The organism is Acinetobacter sp. PW68, assembly GCF_020982655.1.
Classification (GTDB): Bacteria; Pseudomonadota; Gammaproteobacteria; order Pseudomonadales; family Moraxellaceae; genus Acinetobacter; species Acinetobacter towneri_A.
Window position 1 is genome coordinate 971,662 of sequence record NZ_JAHZSX010000001.1, and the last position, 16,634, is coordinate 988,295.

The window sequence follows — 16,634 nt, forward strand, 5'->3', positions numbered from 1 at the left end:
GTCATGGCGATTGTAAAAATTGAAAATGTACGTGTGCTTGACCCAATCCAGCAAATTGACCGAGTGCAAACGGTATATCTTGAAAATGGCAAGTTGGTTGCAGAAAGTGCAGATATTAGCGAAAGCATAGATGCCCAAGGTCAATGGCTCATGCCAACTATGGTCGATTTATGCGCACGTTTACGTGAACCTGGTCAGCAACAACATGGCACGCTCAAATCTGAAGGCAAGGCCGCACGTGAAAACGGAATTCTGCACTTATTTACGCCACCCGATTCTAAACCAATCGTGCAAGACAACGGTGCACTCATTCATGGTTTGGTCGAAAAAGCCATGTTGGATGGTGGCATTTATTTAGAAGTGATTGGTGCACAAACTCAAGGTTTAAACGGCAAGCAGCCTGCCAATATGGCGGGACTGAAAAAAGGCGGCTGTAGTGCAGTGTCCAATGCCAATGCACCTTTTGAAGATGATGATGTCGTGATTCGCACACTGGAATATGCTGCAGGTTTGGACATGACCGTGGTGTTCTATGCCGAAGAACCGCAAATTGCTAAAGATGGCTGTGTGCATGAAGGTTTTATTGCATCGCGTCAGGGCTTGCCTATGATTCCAACTTTGGCAGAAACCGTAGCGATTGCCAAATATTTGCTGATGATTGAAGCCACAGGTGTACGTGCGCATTTTGGCTTATTGTCTTGTGGTGCATCAGTTGAATTGATTCAACAAGCTAAAGCCAAAGGTTTACCTGTCACTTGCGATGTGGCGATGCATCAACTGCATTTAACCGATCAAATTATTGATGGTTTTAACTCGTTAGCGCATGTACGTCCGCCACTGCGCTCAGAGCAAGACAAAGCATTACTGCGTCAAGGTGTAAAAGATGGTGTGATTGATGCGATTTGTACTCATCATGAGCCGTTAAATAGCTCTGCAAAAATGGCACCATTTGCAGATACTTTGTCAGGTTTTACTGCATTTGATACTTATATTCCATTTGGGATTCAACTGATTCAGGAAGGTCTGTTCAGTCCATTGGAATGGGTAGAAAAAGTGACACTTGCACCTGCGCGTGTGGCAAAAATGCAAAGTCGTTGGGAACAGGAAGCGGGTTGGGTCTTGGTTGATCCAGAAGTGGAATGGACACTGAACAAAGAAACGATTGTGTCACAAGGCAAAAATACGCCTTTGATTAATCAAGTTGTAAAAGGCAAAGCAGTACGCGTCTTTACTGCTTAATATGCTCTGATTGATATTTGATTTTCAACTTTAAATAAAAGTCAGCTTCGACTGGCTTTTTTTTGAATTTTAACTGTCCCGTCCTGAAATAAGTTTACACCTTAAGAGACTTATTTTATGGAACATAAACGAGAACAACGAGTTAAACGTACACAACGTGACTATAGCTTTGCCTTTAAAATGATGGTGGTACATGAAGTAGAAAAAGGGCAAATTACTTATAAGCAAGCTCAGGCAAAATATGGTATTCAAGGAAGATCAACTGTGCTGGTATGGTTACGCAAGCACGGACAACAGGACTGGACTTCGAATATGCCGACTTCTTCTAAACGCCAATTGACACCCCAACAACGAATCCGCCAATTAGAAAAGCAGTTAGCCGCAGAAAAGCTTAAAACTGAATTTATTCAGGATGTGATTTATCACATTGATAAAGAATGTGGGACTGATCTTGGAAAAAAGTATACCGAGCACGTTTCAAAGATTGGCAAAGCCAAAGAAGACTAAGCGTTTCACGTTATTGTCAGTGGTTGGGAATCACCCGACAAGCTTATTATCAAGCAGAAAAACGTGCTCAAATGACTGCACAAGCAACTGAACAAATACTTGAGTTGGTTATGGAATATCGCTGTCTCATGCCAAGTATCGGAACACGTAAGCTGTATTGGCTTATTAAAGGCAAATTGTTGCAACGTGGTTTAAAGTGTGGACGGGATCAGTTATTTAAAATATTGAAAGAAAATAACTTATTGATTCGCCCTAAGCGTCGCTATACAAAAACTACGGATAGCAAGCATTGGATGAAGAAGCATCCAAATTTATTAAAGGATTATTCAGCAGTGCAAGCCAATGAAGTCTTTGTTAGTGATATTACCTATGTTGAGAGTGCTGAAGGTGTGCATTATTTATCCTTGGTGACAGATGCTTATACCCGACAGATTAAAGGTTATAAGTTATCGAATGATATGCGTGCGGAGAATGTTGTGCAGGCTCTACATATGGCGATGCAGCAAGCGACAGATCGAGCGACTAGGATGATTCATCATTCAGATAGAGGTGCTCAATATTGCTCTGAGCTATATCAATCGGCATTGCGCCATTATGGGATATGTCCTTCCATGACAGATGGCAAGGACTGTTATCAGAATGCATTAGCAGAGCGAATTAATGGAATATTAAAGCAGGAGTTTTTAACCACGCGATGTCAAACCATGAAGGAGTTAGATCACTTAATTGCGGAATCTATCATGATTTACAATTGTTATAGACCGCATTTAAGTTTAAATATGAACACCCCGAATCAGATGTATGAGCAAACAAAAACCGAGCTAATTGCTTAACTCGGTTTGAAGTGGAATACTGTCAATCTATTTCAGGACAAGACAAACAATCCCAAAATAGAAAACTCTACATTCCGTTGACTCAAATTTCACAACAAAATCAAAACACCACAATTTATTACATTTGTTTAAATTTTAAGCATATATATTAAAAAACAACATGAAAACAAAGACAAAAAAGAGGACATATATATGCAAACAGATTTAATAGACTTACTCAAACAAAGTGTGTCATCCATTGTATTGGAAGGGGAAACTCAGCATTTGCTTGAAAAAAATCAGGCATTGAGTAGTTTTTATCCCATTTTATTGTCTATTTTAAATTCACGTCCTGAACTGATAGATATTCTGCAGCGACAACTAAATCCGCGTGTGGGGGATGTCTTTGGCGCAAATCTATCTTTAAAACAGCAATTTATGGATATGGTGAGTGGCACAGCACCACAAGATGAAATTGAAAATACACTGAATCGTTCAATTGCACCTAGTCTAAACTTTCTTGAAAATCAGGCAGGTTCATCAGACCCAGTTGCGATTCAACATTTATTGCAAAATAATTTAGATTCAATTCAGGCAGCTTTGCCGCAGTGGGCAACAGCTTTATTGGCTGCATTGGGGGTAAATAATGCTGCAGGACAAACCGTACATCAAGCACCTGAAGTTTTTGTGACTGAGCCAGTAGAAGAACGCCGTTCGTGGTTATTGCCTATTTTAGCTTTAATTATTTTAATTGGCTTATTGGCATTTTTATTCCGTGCATGCAGTGACCGCAACCAAGCACCTACAACCACCGAGACCCAAGTCGCAGCGAATCAGGCTGCAATGTTACAAGTCAGTACCGGCAGTGATGGTAATTTGGTGACCTGTCAAATTTTGTTAAATAATCCAAGCTATATGGAAATTTTGCAAAATGAAGTGAAGCAAATTTTTAATCATCCAACAGGTTGTGGGGCAGAAAATTATGCCAACTATCATTCAGAATTTATTGATCAGGATGTGATTCCAAGTGTTTTGAAAATGCTGAAAGGTGTACCGAATGTCAATTTAAACTGGGTGGGTAATCAACTGTCTATTCAAGCAGCGAACCATGCCGATGCAGAGCGTTTAGCCAGTCAAATTCGTCCATTGGCTAAAAACATGACTGTAGTGACTCAGCAACCTGCAGAAACCACAGTAACCGATGTCAATCAGGCTGTAACCAGCAGTATTAGTAATGCCGAGCAGGCTTTGGCTGCAATTAATCCTGACAATATCCGCGCGTTAGATGTTGCGACGGCACTCAATATGCAAATCATTAATTTTGATTCTGCATCGACTGAAATTCCAGCAGCCAATAAATCTATTTTAGATCAGGCTGCGGTATTGATGCAGCGCGCGCCACAAGTGCAGTTAACTGTGAAAGGGCACACCGATGCCGTAGGTGATGCCAATGCCAACAAGACTTTGTCACAACAACGTGCGCAAGCCGTGGTCGATTATTTAGTATCACGTGGTGTAAACCCAGGTCAGCTGCAAGCCATTGGTTTTGGTTCAGAGCAGCCGATTGCGTCAAATGCAACCCCAGAAGGCCAATTTAAAAACCGCCGTATTGAGTTTGAAGTCTTGAATGTAGATACAGGCACAGTGCGTAGTGTGGAAGATGCAGGCGTGGTAGAGCAAAAGGCGCCTCAATCTTAAAATAGGTCTATTTTCTTGTAAGCCTTCACTTTGCAAAGTGAAGGCTTTTTTATTGCGGATCAATCCCGAAGCATTGTTCATAAATGGTGCGTAAAGTCAAAGCATTGGGCTTAGAAGCTTGTATGACTTTCGGGATCTTAAGCAATCTCAAGTGGAACGATTAAAAAGATGCAGGTTTATTATAATAACCAGAATCTCGATACTTTGCGCGAATATTATCCTAATGGAATGAGTACCTGAAACTTTGATGATCAACTAAATACTTTGGATAGTGTTCGTCAAAAAGTATGAAAGTGTGTAGTGCTGGTACTGACGGTTAAGGTGAAAACACCCAAGACCCTATTGGTTTATTACATTAAGTTGAAAACTTTGCCATTGCAAACCGAATCTTTGCCAATCAATATGTTGGTTCAAATGGAAGACACTCCTTGGCTGAAGTCGAAAAGCTGGATGTGATTGAGTGGATTCGTACTATTTTACGATGCGTCTTATTATCCCAAACAGCTACAATCGATTATCGGCAGGGCGTGAGTGATTATCTGACTCAGACCAGGCACTCGCATTTATGGCATGAGCAAATACGTTTTATAAAAGCAGATAGACATCAATTTGCCCAGCAAGCACAGCTAGAAAACTTGCAGTTTGATGCGGCCAGGGCGATTTGTGGCGCATTATGTACCAGTAGAAAAAATATTATTTTTTCAAAATATTTACCAAACATTAAAACCTGTAGCGATTTTATTAAGCTATGATCTGATGCAGCAGACTGAAAATATAGAATTGCGGTGGATGCAGAATTTGGCTTTGGATTGTGGTTTAACTGCAATACAAGCAGAAAAAATGCTTGCACGATTATCTGGAGAATTTCATTTAATTGCTGCAGATACACAGACGGGATTGCTGGCTCTAGTCGGTTTCCGCCAGTGTAAAAGGTATTGTTAACTCATGAGTTATTATGGTTTTTTGCGTAGAAATAGTTGAGCTAGATTCAATCAGTAATCTTTGTAGTAAAAGTATCAGCACAAGAAAAGTCAGATGAGGGAAAGAGAAAGAATGTCAGCATATTACACTTTACTTAAACGTGAACAACATGCCGATGGTTGCTGTACTGCGTACTATCGTTGCAACATTCATGCACAAGGTGCGTGGAACCCGCATGAACAACACATGGCACCTGCAACGGGTATATTATGTGCAGAGCTTGAGCAATTTATGCTGCGTGATGATATGCGCATTGGTCGGGTTGGTTTAGATATTTTTGGCTTGATTGCCTTTGGGGAGTTTAGTATCACTACCCGTATGATCCGACCAGGTAAAACCATTGAGTTGATTGAAGCGGAAATGTGCGCTGAAGGAAAAACCTGTATTGTGGCGCGCGCATGGAAAATGAAGACCTCAGATACACGCGCGATTGCAGGACTGGAAGATTTACCCATAGAAAACCCTGAATATTTGTCCCATTGGGATGGTATGCGTTGTTGGCCAGGCGGCTATATTCAAAGTATTGAAACACGTGCGCATCCGGATCGTCGTGCAGGTAAGGGTATCGTTTGGTTAAGAAACCAATTTGATATGGTCGAAAATCAAAGCACATCCAGTTTTGTGCGTTTATTGGGGATGGTGGATACCGCCAATGGCGTAGTGCCACGCTTAGACCCGAATGCGGGTTGGGGTTTTCCAAATTTGGATTTGCAAATGCATTTACACCGTTTACCGCAAGGCGAATGGCTGGGTTTGGAAGTGACACAACAATATGGTGAAGATGGTATTGGCTTAACGAGTGCAGTCTTGCATGATACTCAAGGGCCATTTGGACGCAGTGAGCAAATTTTAACTTTGCGTCAATTCTAAATTGATTCAGAATTAAACAAAAAATCTTAGGACGAATTGCTTCGTCCTTTTTTTATTGGCATGCTGTGTGCAGATTATTTCATCTTATTTTATTTGAAAATATTATGCGAATTGGTTTGATTGGTGCAGGGCGAGTTGCACATCATTTGGCTCATGTTTTAAACGCACAGCATCAAATTGTGCAAATTTATAGCCGTAGTCTGGACAAGGCACAGGATTTGGCTGCACAGGTTGGCGCAGAAGCGATTGCAGAAGTAGAACAGCTTCATTCAGACCTAGATTTACTGATTATCGCAGTGAGTGATCAGGCGATTGCACAGGTGATTCAGGAAATTCATCATGACTTAAATCATGTGTTGATAGTGCATACCTCTGGCAGTACCAAATTAGATGTATTGCAACAGCATCATGCACGTTCAGGGGTATTTTATCCCTTACAAACCTTTAGTTTAGAGCGTGAAATTGACTGGACAGAAACACCTTTATTCATAGAAGCTGCATTTGCTGAAGATCAGCAGCTTTTAATGACTTTGGCAAATAGCCTAAGCAAAAAAGTCTATGCCTATACTTCAGAGCAGCGTTTGAGTTTGCATTTGGCTGCGGTATTTGCCTGTAATTTTAGTAATTATTGTTATGACATGGCGAAGCAAGTGGTGGATGACCAGCAAGTAGATTTTAGTTTGCTGTATCCTCTTATGATGGAAACTGCGCATAAAGCGACCCAGAATGATCCGCGTAAAATGCAAACAGGACCTGCTATGCGGGGCGATCGCAATATTTTAAACATGCATCAAGACGTATTGGCAGCAGGGCAGCAATATGCACTTGCCGAAGTTTATACACTGATGAGCCAACAGATTTTAGAACGTCATCAATCTTAGTCGTTTCTTAATCTTTGGACTTATGCCATAAAACCATCCTAGAAAAAAATGCTTCCAAAGGGAAGCATTTTTTATTGTAGAAACTAGTTAATTTTCTTGAAGATAAAGTCATTAATCTTATGACCTGCTTCAATTCCACGACGTTCAAACTTGGTTTGTGGACGCCATTCAGGGCGAGGGTAGCTATTGCCTTTCCCCGCTAAGTTTTCTAAACGTGAACGATTGTCCAAGACATCCAGCATCCATTCTGCATACGGCTCCCAGTCAGTTGCTGCATGGAACGTACCGCCTAACACTAATTTTTGCTCTACCAATTCCATGCGTTCATGGGCAACGAAACGGCGTTTGAAGTGACGTTTTTTCTGCCATGGGTCTGGGAAATAGAGTTGAACCGTATCAATGCTGTTGTCTGGCATTTCACGTAGAACTTGAATTGCATCGGCATCTAATACACGTAAATTGCTTAAACCTGCTGTACCTGCTTCATAAACGCACTGTGCAATCCCTGGAATATGGACTTCAATCCCGACAAAGTTACGTTCAGGATTGGCCTGCGCCATCAATACTAAAGAACGCCCCATCCCAAAACCAATTTCAACGGTGAGCGGGCGTTCAGGGTGTTCAAAATGCTGACGTAAATCGCCAACAGGATATTCCAAAATTAAGTTGCCGTATTGTTCCAAGGCGCTACGTTGTGACGTATTCAATGGTGAAGAACGGCGCATGAACGTTACAATTTCACGATGCTCGTTGAGGTTGTCCAGCTCGACAACGTGCTGGTCTAATTGATCGTTCGACATAATTTTGGCAAATCTAATAAATTCGAATGCGGTATTTTAAGTCCTGAGCCATTGAAGTCAAATTTTTTCGCGGTTTTTCGCAGCACCGCGCAAGATTGCGATCCATCTGCATCTTTTGAGCATAAAAAATGTTGAATCATTAAGATTCAGCATTTTGGGTCTTTAATGGTGTTTGAATATTTTGCAGCAATTACGAACGGGTACTGTATTGATCAATTAAGGTATGACTGGCTTCATTCAATCCAATAATATGCACTTTAATTTGTTGGGCTTTAAATTTGTTCACCACGGTATTTAGCATATTTACAGAGGTAATATCCCAAATATGTGCATGCGTTAAGTCGATGGTGACATTGCTGATGTCTTCTGAAAAATCAAAAAATTGATAAAACTTTTCAGAACTGCTAAAGAAAATTTGCCCTGAAATTACATATTGGCGAGTATGTTCGCCCAATAAAAATGAGCTGACTTTAACTTCACTTTCCAGTTTATTCACTAAAAATAAAGCAGAAAGCAGTACGCCAACAAAAACACCCAAAGCAAGGTTGTGGGTAGCTAACACCACAATCACCACAGCGAACATAACAATATTGCTTTGTTTCGGATGCTTTTTGAAGTTACGGATTGAATCCCAGTTAAAAGTCGTGAATGACACCATAATCATAATCGCAACCAGTGCTGCCATAGGAATATATGCCAACCAATCTTTGAGAAACACCACCAAGCACAGTAAAAACACGCCTGCCGTAAGTGTAGATAGACGTGTGCGCGCCCCAGAGCTGACGTTGATAATGGATTGTCCAATCATGGCACAACCTGCCATACCGCCCATAAAGCCACTGACAATATTGGCATAACCTTGACCACGACATTCCTGATGCCGATCTGCTTCTGTGCCTGTGGCTTCATTGACAATCGTCGTGGTCATCATGGTTTCAAGCAAACCGACTGTGGCTAATGTCATGGCATAAGGGAAAATAATCGATAAAGTTTCAAAATTTAGCGGAATGTCAGGTATTAGAAAAATAGGCAGCGTATCAGGAAATTGTCCCAAATCGCTTACGGTGCGCATATCTGAACCAAGTAATAAAGCAACCACACTTAGTACAATAATGCAGACCAAAGGTGAGGGAATGCTTTTGCCAATTTTAGGGAGGTAAGGAAATAGATAGATCACCGCCAAGCCTAATCCTACAAACAAATAACCTAAGCCATCCATTTTTGATAATTCAGGCAGTTGCGCCACAAAAATTAAAATCGCCAAAGCATTTACAAAGCCATAAACTACCGACTGCGAAACAAAACGCATCAGTTTGGCAACTTTAAAATAGCCTGCCACAACCTGAATCAACCCTGTGAGCACAGTGGCTGCCAATAAATATTGCAAACCATGTTCTTTAACAAGGGTAATCATAAGCAATGCCATGGCGCCTGTCGCGGCAGAAATCATGGCAGTACGCCCACCAAAAAATGCAATCGTGACCGCAATACAGAATGAGGCATATAAGCCGACTTGCGGATCGACGCCTGCAATAGCAGAAAAGGCAATTGATTCAGGAATTAATGCCAAACCCACCACTAAACCCGCCAAAACATTGGTACGGATATTGGAAAACCACTCTTCTTTTTTCAGGCTAATCACTATCTCAATTTCATGAAACTTTAAAGGGCTGTATGATAAAACATCTTGAGATAAAAAAAGCAGCTAAAACAGACTTGAAAAAGCCTGAATTTTGCAGGATAGTCAAAGCGTAAGGGCTTTTTAAGACATTTACGTTTTTTGCAATTCATAGGTTCAATCACTTGCAAGTTCGTGACAGGCGATTTAGAAAAGAGATAGTTATATAACAAGGATCAAATATGAAGCTTTATTATTCACCAGGCGCATGTTCTTTAGCAGCACATATTATTTTAAATGAAGTGAATGTCGATTTTGATATTGAACGTGTGGATTTAAAAACCCATAAAACAGAAAAGGGTGTCGATTATTACGAAATTAACCCTAAAGGCTATGTACCTGCTTTAGAAATTAACCCGGGTTTGATTTTGACGGAAAACGTAGCAATATTGCCATTTTTAGCGCAGCAAGACCCTAAGCAAGACTTAATTCCGCCATCGGGTTTAGGTCGTGCTAAAGTTTTGGAATGGTTAGGTTATTTAAACTCAGAATTACATGATGCTTATGCGGTATTTTTTGCTGGACCATTAGATGCAGAAGCCAAAGAAAAAGCGTATGCAGAAATTGATCGTTTGTTGACATATATTGATCAAGAAATTGAGTCATCAGACCATGAATATTTGGTGGATGATAACTTCGGCCCAGCCGATGCATATTTGTTTGTCATCACCAATTGGTCAAACCATATTGAGCATGATTTAACCCCTTATAGTCATGTAGTTGAAATCCGTAATAAAGTCGCTGCGCGGCAGTCGGTACAAATTGCGATGCGTGATGAAGGCTTGATTCCTTAATTAGCTTTTATTTGCCAGAATCAGCTAATAAAAAAGACGTTGAGTTAATACTGAACGTCTTTTTTATTTGAGTTGCTGGACTTGGAAAAGACCGTGCAACTTTATTATGATTATTTAAAGAAATAACCCGTTTCAGGTGAGCTAGCATTCGCCATACGTTTACGTGGCATACGTCCTGCTAGATAAGCTTCGCGTCCTGCTTCCACCGCTTTACGCATCGCAGATGCCATGAGTACAGGGTTTTGTGCTGCTGCAATTGCAGTATTCATGAGCACACCATCACACCCCAATTCCATGGCAATCGCAGCATCACTAGCGGTACCTACTCCTGCATCTACCAATATAGGTACTTTGGCATTTTCTTTAATAATCGAAATGGTATGCGGGTTAAGAATCCCTAAGCCTGAACCAATCAAGCTACCCAATGGCATAATCGCCACGCAGCCCATACTTTCCAATTCTTGCGCCACAATTGGGTCATCTGAAGTATAAACCATGATTTCAAAACCATCGTCAATTAGCGTACGCGCAGCTTTCAAAGTTTCGGTGATATTGGGATATAGGGTTTTTTCATCGCCCAAAACTTCCAGTTTGACGAGGTTGTGACCATCCAGCAATTCACGCGCCAGCATGCAGGTACGTACGGCACTGTTGGCATCAAAACAACCCGCGGTATTCGGCAAAATGGTGTATTTTTCTGGTGGAATCACGGAAAGTAAGTTGGGTTGATTTGGATGTTGTCCAATGTTTACACGACGAATGGCAACGGTGACAATTTCTGCGCCACTGGCTTGAATCGCCAAATCTGTTTCGGTTAAATCTTTATATTTGCCCGTACCCACCAATAAACGTGAATTAAAGGTACGTGAACCGATTTTAAAGGTATCTTGCATGGGTGCTCCGAGTTTAGCCGCCACCAACGGCATGAATAATTTCAATGCGGTCTTGATCGCAAATAGGGGTTTCGGCAAGTTTACTTTTGGCAATAATTTTTTCGTTTTGCTCTACGGCAAAACGTTTGCCTTCTAAATCTAATGCCTGAATCAGTTGTAAAAGGGTCGTGTGAGTGGTCTGTTGTGCTTCGCCGTTCAGATAAATTTGCATGACCGAGAATCCATCTTAAAATTACAAAATACGATTGGGCTTTATTTGGTATGTTTCATGGCTTGCCATGCTAAGGTCAGCCAACCCGCAATCATGAGCGCACCACCAATTGGGGTAATCATGCCCAAACCGCGTACAATGTCCAATGCCATGATATAAAGTGAACCGCAGAAAAATAAAATACCCAGTTGAATCAGAATAAAACTGGCTTTAATGGGAAGTTGTGGAATCACTTTAGCCAAGATGCCTAAAGCCAAAAGTCCAAGAGCATGATAGAAAAAATAATCTGTTGCAGTTTGCCACCATCCCAATTGAATTTCAGTCGCACGGGCTTTTAAACCATGTGCACCAAATGCACCAAGTAACACCGCAACCGCTAAATTCAAGGCAGAAATTGCAATCCACATACGCAAATTGACCTATTTAATTTTGCGCTTAACCTTAGCACATTTTTCAGCTTGGGAAAATCTGAGAATTGCCTGCCTGTATGCCAGTTGTACGAATCCAAGGCAATAAAAAAGGGCAGTTTGCCCAATTTTATTTTTCGATGTGCTTGCATTAATTTGGAAGAATGTCAGTTTAGTTTGATGACATTGCCACTTTAATTTTTTCCATGGCATTTTTTTCGAGCTGACGAATACGTTCTGCTGAAACATTATATTCTGCTGCCAATTCATGCAGGGTCGATTTATCATCATCTAACCAGCGACGCTGCAAAATATTACGTGAACGATCATCCAACTGCTCCATAGCTTCATGCAGAGCAGAAGTGCTTTGTTCTTCGTAGTCTTCGTTTTCGACCAAACGTGCAGGGTCGTAACGGTTATCTTCCAAATACAATGCAGGTGCAACATAAGTTGAACCTTCATCGTCATCATCGCCCTGTGCTTCAAAAGCTGCGTCATAAGCGGTTAAACGACCTTCCATTTCCAAGACTTGTTCTGCAGTCACATTTAAGTCATTGGCAATAGATTGTGCTTCTTCAAGCGTCAGTTTTTTGCTCGATTTTTTGAGGCTACGCAAATTAAAGAACAATTTACGCTGTGCTTTGGTGGTGGCAATTTTAACAATACGCCAGTTACGAATAACATATTCATGAATTTCAGCTTTAATCCAATGCACGGCAAATGACACCAAACGCACGCCCATATTCGGGTCAAAGCGTTTCACGGCTTTCATTAAGCCCAAGTTGCCTTCCTGAATTAAATCGCCCTGCGGTAAACCATAGCCCGCATAACTTCGTGCAATATGCACCACAAAACGTAAGTGCGACATGACCAACATTTTGGCAGCGTCTAAATCTTGATCGTAATAATAACGCTCGGCTAACTCTTTTTCTTGTTCAGCCGTTAAAATAGGAATTTGGTTAACAGTACTAATATAAGCCCCGAGGTTTACCCCTGGTGCAGATAATGACAGGGGCATCAACTGATTGCTGCTGTCACTCATGAGATCTCCTTATAGGATTGGGTAGGTAAAATAACCGATGTCTTTATCTTAATGCCAATATTCTACTTAAATAAGTAAAATTGGTGTAGATATGTAAATCTTTATAGCGATAAGCGGCGAATATTAAGTCATTAAAACAAATGAACAATCAAATAGATGCACTTATTGCGATGATTTTGGCTTGGCAACATCAATCACATAATGAAACTCTGTTGCCGAAATCTGGCTTGCTTCACAGCCGTATTGATGTAACTGACAATAACGCGCCACATCTTGCTGGCTGTGCGGATCAGATGACTTCAATAAAAACCGTGCAGAATCTGAATGTTTAAGGGCACGTTTCAGCATCAATAAAGGCATAGGACAAGGTTGTCCCATAGCATCAATCACTATGATAGGTTGTTCGGCATCACACAGCATTGAAGTAAAATTTCGCCTTAAAAAACAGAATGATCATATTAGCAAATTCGTTCACAAATCCCAAATAAATTTCATCTGAAGCATCGGGGCTATTCATTGCGCGGCTTACTGCGCATAAGGGCAAGAGAATTGGCTTATTTTGTGAGATATTTGCAATAAAATTTATAGATCAAAATTGTGCTAAGTCACTTAACAGAAATCAAAATTTTCCATTTGTTCAAATCGTTTCAAACTGAACAAGATAAATCAAAAAAAATCTATTAATTGTCATAAACCCGTGTTAAGCTCGATGCGTATTTAGGATTTTAGATAGACAATCGTTGTTTGTCGCCCTATTACAAATGGATGTAACCGGGATTTTGTTAATAGTTATACAGAATGATTACAAGCTTAGAAATAAAAATATTTTTAAACTTTGTTTGCTCTGCTGTTTGCAACACCGGGTGGTCCTTCTTTTTAATCAATGAGGATTAACTTATGACAGCTCGTGAACAAGGCGTAGTTAAATGGTTCAACGACACTAAAGGCTTTGGCTTTATCCAACGCAATGGCGGCGACGATGTATTCGTTCACTTCCGTGCGATCCAAGGTGACGGCCACCGTTCACTTCGTGACGGCCAACGTGTTGAATTCAGCGTAGTAAAAGGCCAAAAAGGCTTCCAAGCTGAAGAAGTACAGCCACTAGACTAATCTCTCGATTATTCTAAAAAAACGCTCCAATCATGATTGGGGCGTTTTTTATTTGTATTTCTGTTTATAATAGGTCAGTTTTTTGTCTGTATAAGTTCGAGCATATATTTATGTCTTCTGGTTTTGAAACCTTAAATTTACATCCGCAATTGAAACAGGCTATTGATGCTTTGGGTTTCAAGGAAATGACGCCAATTCAGCAAAAGGTTTTAAAATTTACTTTGGCTGGACATGATGCCATTGGTCGTGCGCAAACAGGTACAGGAAAAACTGCTGCCTTTTTAATTAGTGTCATCAACGATTTATTGAATAACCCAATTCAAGGGCAGCGTTATCGTGGTGAACCGCGTGCTTTGATTTTGGCACCTACACGTGAATTGGCTTTGCAAATTGAAAGTGACGCAAAAGATTTAACCAAATTTACCGACTTAAATGTGGTGACTTTGTTGGGTGGTGTAGATTTTGATAAGCAAAAATCACAACTCAATAAAAACTTTGTTGATATTATTGTTGCAACACCAGGCCGCTTAATTGATTTTGTAGAACAAAAAGAAGTTTGGCTCGATCAAATTGAATTTTTAGTGATTGATGAAGCAGACCGTTTACTAGATATGGGCTTTATTCCCGCGGTAAAACGTATTGTGCGTTATTCACCGCGTAAAGAGCAGCGTCAGACGTTAATGTTCTCGGCAACTTTTAGTTATGATGTATTAAATTTGGCTCAACAATGGTTATTTGAACCCGTCACGGTAGAAATTGAACCTGAAAAGAAAACCAATGCCGATGTTGAGCAACGGGTATATATGGTTGCTAAAACCGATAAATATAAATTGCTTGAAGAAATTTTACGTGATGAGCCCATTGAAAAAGTCATGATTTTTGCCAATCGTCGTGATCAGGTGCGTAAGCTTTATGATCATTTAAAGCGAGATGACTATAAAGTGGTGATGTTGTCGGGTGAGATTGCCCAAGACAAACGCTTAAAAATGCTTGATCAATTCAAAAATGGTAAACATAACATCATGATTGCAACTGACGTTGCAGGGCGTGGTATTCACGTCGATGGTGTGTCGCATGTAGTGAATTTTACTTTGCCTGAACAGTCTGATGATTACGTCCATCGTATTGGTCGTACTGGTCGTGCAGGTACACGTGGCGTGAGTATTAGCTTCTTGTCTGAAGATGATGCATTCTATTTGCCAGAAATTGAAAAGGCGATTGGTCAAAAATTGCCATTAACGCGTTTAGATGGTTATTGCTAATCATTAAATTTTTAAGCTATTTTTAGTTTAAATTTTGCTGTTCTTAGTTTAAAAGTCGCTCTCAGTGGAGCGACTTTTTTTGTATTGGGTTGTTGAGTTGTCTTGTCGTATTTACTTTGCCTGACATCTAAAGGTCAGCACAGTTTGATAATCATCATCACGAGCAATATCAGTATTGCGTCCTGCAATCGTACCTAAAACATTTGCAGCTGCTTGAATCATTTGTCCCGTTTGTTCATCTACCACACCTTTGAGTGCGCCGTTATAAGATGTTTTTTCATCGACCAAGACTGGAGTGGCACGCGTACCACAGGTTTTATTGGCAGCTGTAATTGCATTGTTTTTAGAAATAATATTACTTTTACCTAAACCTGTGACTTCATACAGGTTGTTTTCTTTTTGAATAGCAAGAGAATTATTCGGTGTGGTGGCACATGCTGTTAAAAGTGCAAAAACGGCAAGGCTAGAAAAGGTGACTATTTTTTTCATATCTACCTCAGGGTTAAAACGCTGTCGCGCGTATTGATAGTTGATGATATTTCAATTCAAATGAGCAGATTGAAAATAATAATTTGATCTAGTTCAACATAATCTGGCCGTTTTTAAATGTAGACACTGTATATGCTGTGTTGATAATTCGTCATTCATTTATACACATCAAATCCAATCTATAATGTATTTTTATGCTCTTAAGCTATAGATGAATGAGTTAAAGCTTTATTTTTAGATGTTTTGTGCGGGGTTATCTTAAAAGTGTAGACATACAGAATACTAATCAGAATCTTGCAAATAAGCATACGGAAATAGCGCAATTTTTTGAGTTTATGCTAATCTTAACTGAGCTTTTTGAAATAGTTATATAAGTTAATGACGGATACAGCGATAGAAATCGTTCATCAGAATATTCATCAACGCCAGTCTATGGGGCAGTTAGTTGAACCTGCACCAAATGCTGTGCAGCTTGAAATGGCATTTCAGGCCGCTTTAACCGCGCCAGATCATCATCGTTTAAAACCTACGCGCTTTGTGGTAATTACTGCTGAACAGCGTGCAGCATTTGGTGAGTTACTTTTTCAAGCTTTGACAGATATGGGCGAAACTGATGCAGTTCAGTTAGAGCGAGTGAAACAACATCCGTTTCGTGCGCCACTTTTGGTGTTGGCGTTAACGCAATTTCATGATCATCCAAAAGTACCACGTTTTGAGCAGACTTTAAGTACAGGTGCTGCGGTACAGAACTTTTTATTGTCTTTGCAGGCACAGGGTTTTGCCAGTATGTGGCGCAGTGGGGCAGTCGTTGAGTCGAACTTGCTAAAACAAGCTTTAAACTTAAATGCAGATGATTTTATTTCAGGCATTATTTATGTGGGAACAGCAGCCAAAGCCATTGCTGCGCGCGCTGAGTTAAATACGCAAGCTTATGTTCGTTATTGGAACGGATAAGTCTAT

18 protein-coding genes are annotated in these 16,634 nt (G+C 40.4%); 10 read left to right on the forward strand and 8 right to left on the reverse strand.

Annotation, left to right across the window (positions count from 1 at the left end; genetic code table 11):
• Positions 1-3: 3 nt before the first annotated feature.
• From K1T76_RS04575 to K1T76_RS04600, 6 genes are all read left to right on the forward strand, one after another.
• A complete protein-coding gene (locus K1T76_RS04575) occupies positions 4-1,239 on the forward strand; it encodes a dihydroorotase (protein ID WP_004971548.1) in 1,236 nt (411 codons plus the stop codon).
• 117 nt (positions 1,240-1,356) lie between these two features.
• Positions 1,357-2,579, forward strand: a protein-coding gene (locus K1T76_RS04580; RefSeq protein WP_230244305.1) for an IS3 family transposase whose coding sequence is annotated in 2 segments (ribosomal slippage) — positions 1,357-1,693 and positions 1,693-2,579 — 1,224 coding nt in all. Because the reading frame shifts where the segments join, the coding sequence is not laid out codon by codon here.
• 192 nt (positions 2,580-2,771) lie between these two features.
• Positions 2,772-4,256 (forward strand): OmpA family protein, encoded by a 1,485-nt coding sequence (locus K1T76_RS04585; protein ID WP_230244307.1) that lies wholly within the window; start codon positions 2,772-2,774, stop codon positions 4,254-4,256.
• Between the two features lie 663 nt (positions 4,257-4,919).
• Positions 4,920-5,198, forward strand: coding sequence for a hypothetical protein (locus tag K1T76_RS04590; protein ID WP_230244309.1), 279 nt, complete (start codon positions 4,920-4,922; stop codon positions 5,196-5,198).
• 111 nt (positions 5,199-5,309) lie between these two features.
• The gene (locus K1T76_RS04595) at positions 5,310-6,107 is read left to right on the forward strand and encodes a thioesterase family protein (protein WP_230244311.1); all 798 of its coding nucleotides are present in this window, start codon (positions 5,310-5,312) and stop codon (positions 6,105-6,107) included.
• A gap of 104 nt (positions 6,108-6,211) precedes the next feature.
• Complete coding sequence (locus tag K1T76_RS04600) at positions 6,212-6,988, forward strand: Rossmann-like and DUF2520 domain-containing protein (protein WP_230244313.1); 777 nt, start codon at positions 6,212-6,214, stop codon at positions 6,986-6,988.
• 83 nt (positions 6,989-7,071) lie between these two features.
• Here K1T76_RS04600 and trmB read toward each other — a convergent pair whose 3' ends face one another.
• Both trmB and K1T76_RS04610 read right to left on the reverse strand, forming a co-directional pair.
• Positions 7,072-7,788 (reverse strand): tRNA (guanosine(46)-N7)-methyltransferase TrmB, encoded by a 717-nt coding sequence (trmB, locus tag K1T76_RS04605; protein ID WP_230244315.1) that lies wholly within the window; start codon positions 7,786-7,788, stop codon positions 7,072-7,074.
• Between the two features lie 190 nt (positions 7,789-7,978).
• Positions 7,979-9,430: a SulP family inorganic anion transporter gene (locus tag K1T76_RS04610; protein WP_230244316.1), complete on the reverse strand. Its 1,452-nt coding sequence runs from the start codon at positions 9,428-9,430 to the stop codon at positions 7,979-7,981.
• A 218-nt stretch (positions 9,431-9,648) separates the two neighbouring features.
• Between K1T76_RS04610 and K1T76_RS04615 the strand changes: the two genes are divergently transcribed.
• A complete protein-coding gene (locus tag K1T76_RS04615; RefSeq protein WP_230244323.1) occupies positions 9,649-10,260 on the forward strand; it encodes a glutathione binding-like protein in 612 nt (203 codons plus the stop codon).
• Positions 10,261-10,370: 110 nt separating this feature from the next.
• Here the strand turns inward: K1T76_RS04615 and K1T76_RS04620 are convergent, their stop codons facing one another.
• From K1T76_RS04620 to K1T76_RS04640, 5 genes are all read right to left on the reverse strand, one after another.
• Positions 10,371-11,153, reverse strand: coding sequence for a thiazole synthase (locus tag K1T76_RS04620; protein ID WP_230244330.1), 783 nt, complete (start codon positions 11,151-11,153; stop codon positions 10,371-10,373).
• A 13-nt stretch (positions 11,154-11,166) separates the two neighbouring features.
• A complete protein-coding gene (gene thiS, locus K1T76_RS04625; protein WP_004971499.1) occupies positions 11,167-11,364 on the reverse strand; it encodes a sulfur carrier protein ThiS in 198 nt (65 codons plus the stop codon).
• A 41-nt stretch (positions 11,365-11,405) separates the two neighbouring features.
• Positions 11,406-11,771 (reverse strand): DUF423 domain-containing protein, encoded by a 366-nt coding sequence (locus K1T76_RS04630; protein ID WP_230244332.1) that lies wholly within the window; start codon positions 11,769-11,771, stop codon positions 11,406-11,408.
• A 172-nt stretch (positions 11,772-11,943) separates the two neighbouring features.
• Entirely contained in the window at positions 11,944-12,813 is an 870-nt protein-coding gene (gene rpoH, locus K1T76_RS04635) for an RNA polymerase sigma factor RpoH (protein ID WP_004971496.1), read from the reverse strand.
• Between the two features lie 162 nt (positions 12,814-12,975).
• On the reverse strand, positions 12,976-13,233 hold the full coding sequence (locus K1T76_RS04640) for a sulfurtransferase TusA family protein (protein ID WP_004971495.1): 258 nt from the start codon (positions 13,231-13,233) through the stop codon (positions 12,976-12,978).
• A gap of 477 nt (positions 13,234-13,710) precedes the next feature.
• Here K1T76_RS04640 and K1T76_RS04645 point away from each other — a divergent pair, with 477 nt between their 5' ends.
• Together K1T76_RS04645 and rhlB are read left to right on the forward strand one after the other, a co-directional pair.
• Positions 13,711-13,923 (forward strand): cold-shock protein, encoded by a 213-nt coding sequence (locus K1T76_RS04645; protein ID WP_004648643.1) that lies wholly within the window; start codon positions 13,711-13,713, stop codon positions 13,921-13,923.
• A 110-nt stretch (positions 13,924-14,033) separates the two neighbouring features.
• Positions 14,034-15,185, forward strand: a complete 1,152-nt coding sequence (rhlB, locus tag K1T76_RS04650; RefSeq protein ID WP_230244334.1) for an ATP-dependent RNA helicase RhlB — start codon at positions 14,034-14,036, stop codon at positions 15,183-15,185.
• A gap of 111 nt (positions 15,186-15,296) precedes the next feature.
• Here rhlB and K1T76_RS04655 read toward each other — a convergent pair whose 3' ends face one another.
• The gene (locus tag K1T76_RS04655) at positions 15,297-15,674 is read right to left on the reverse strand and encodes a hypothetical protein (RefSeq protein ID WP_230244336.1); all 378 of its coding nucleotides are present in this window, start codon (positions 15,672-15,674) and stop codon (positions 15,297-15,299) included.
• A gap of 378 nt (positions 15,675-16,052) precedes the next feature.
• Between K1T76_RS04655 and K1T76_RS04660 the strand changes: the two genes are divergently transcribed.
• The gene (locus K1T76_RS04660) at positions 16,053-16,628 is read left to right on the forward strand and encodes a nitroreductase family protein (RefSeq protein WP_230244338.1); all 576 of its coding nucleotides are present in this window, start codon (positions 16,053-16,055) and stop codon (positions 16,626-16,628) included.
• Positions 16,629-16,634: the final 6 nt, after the last annotated feature.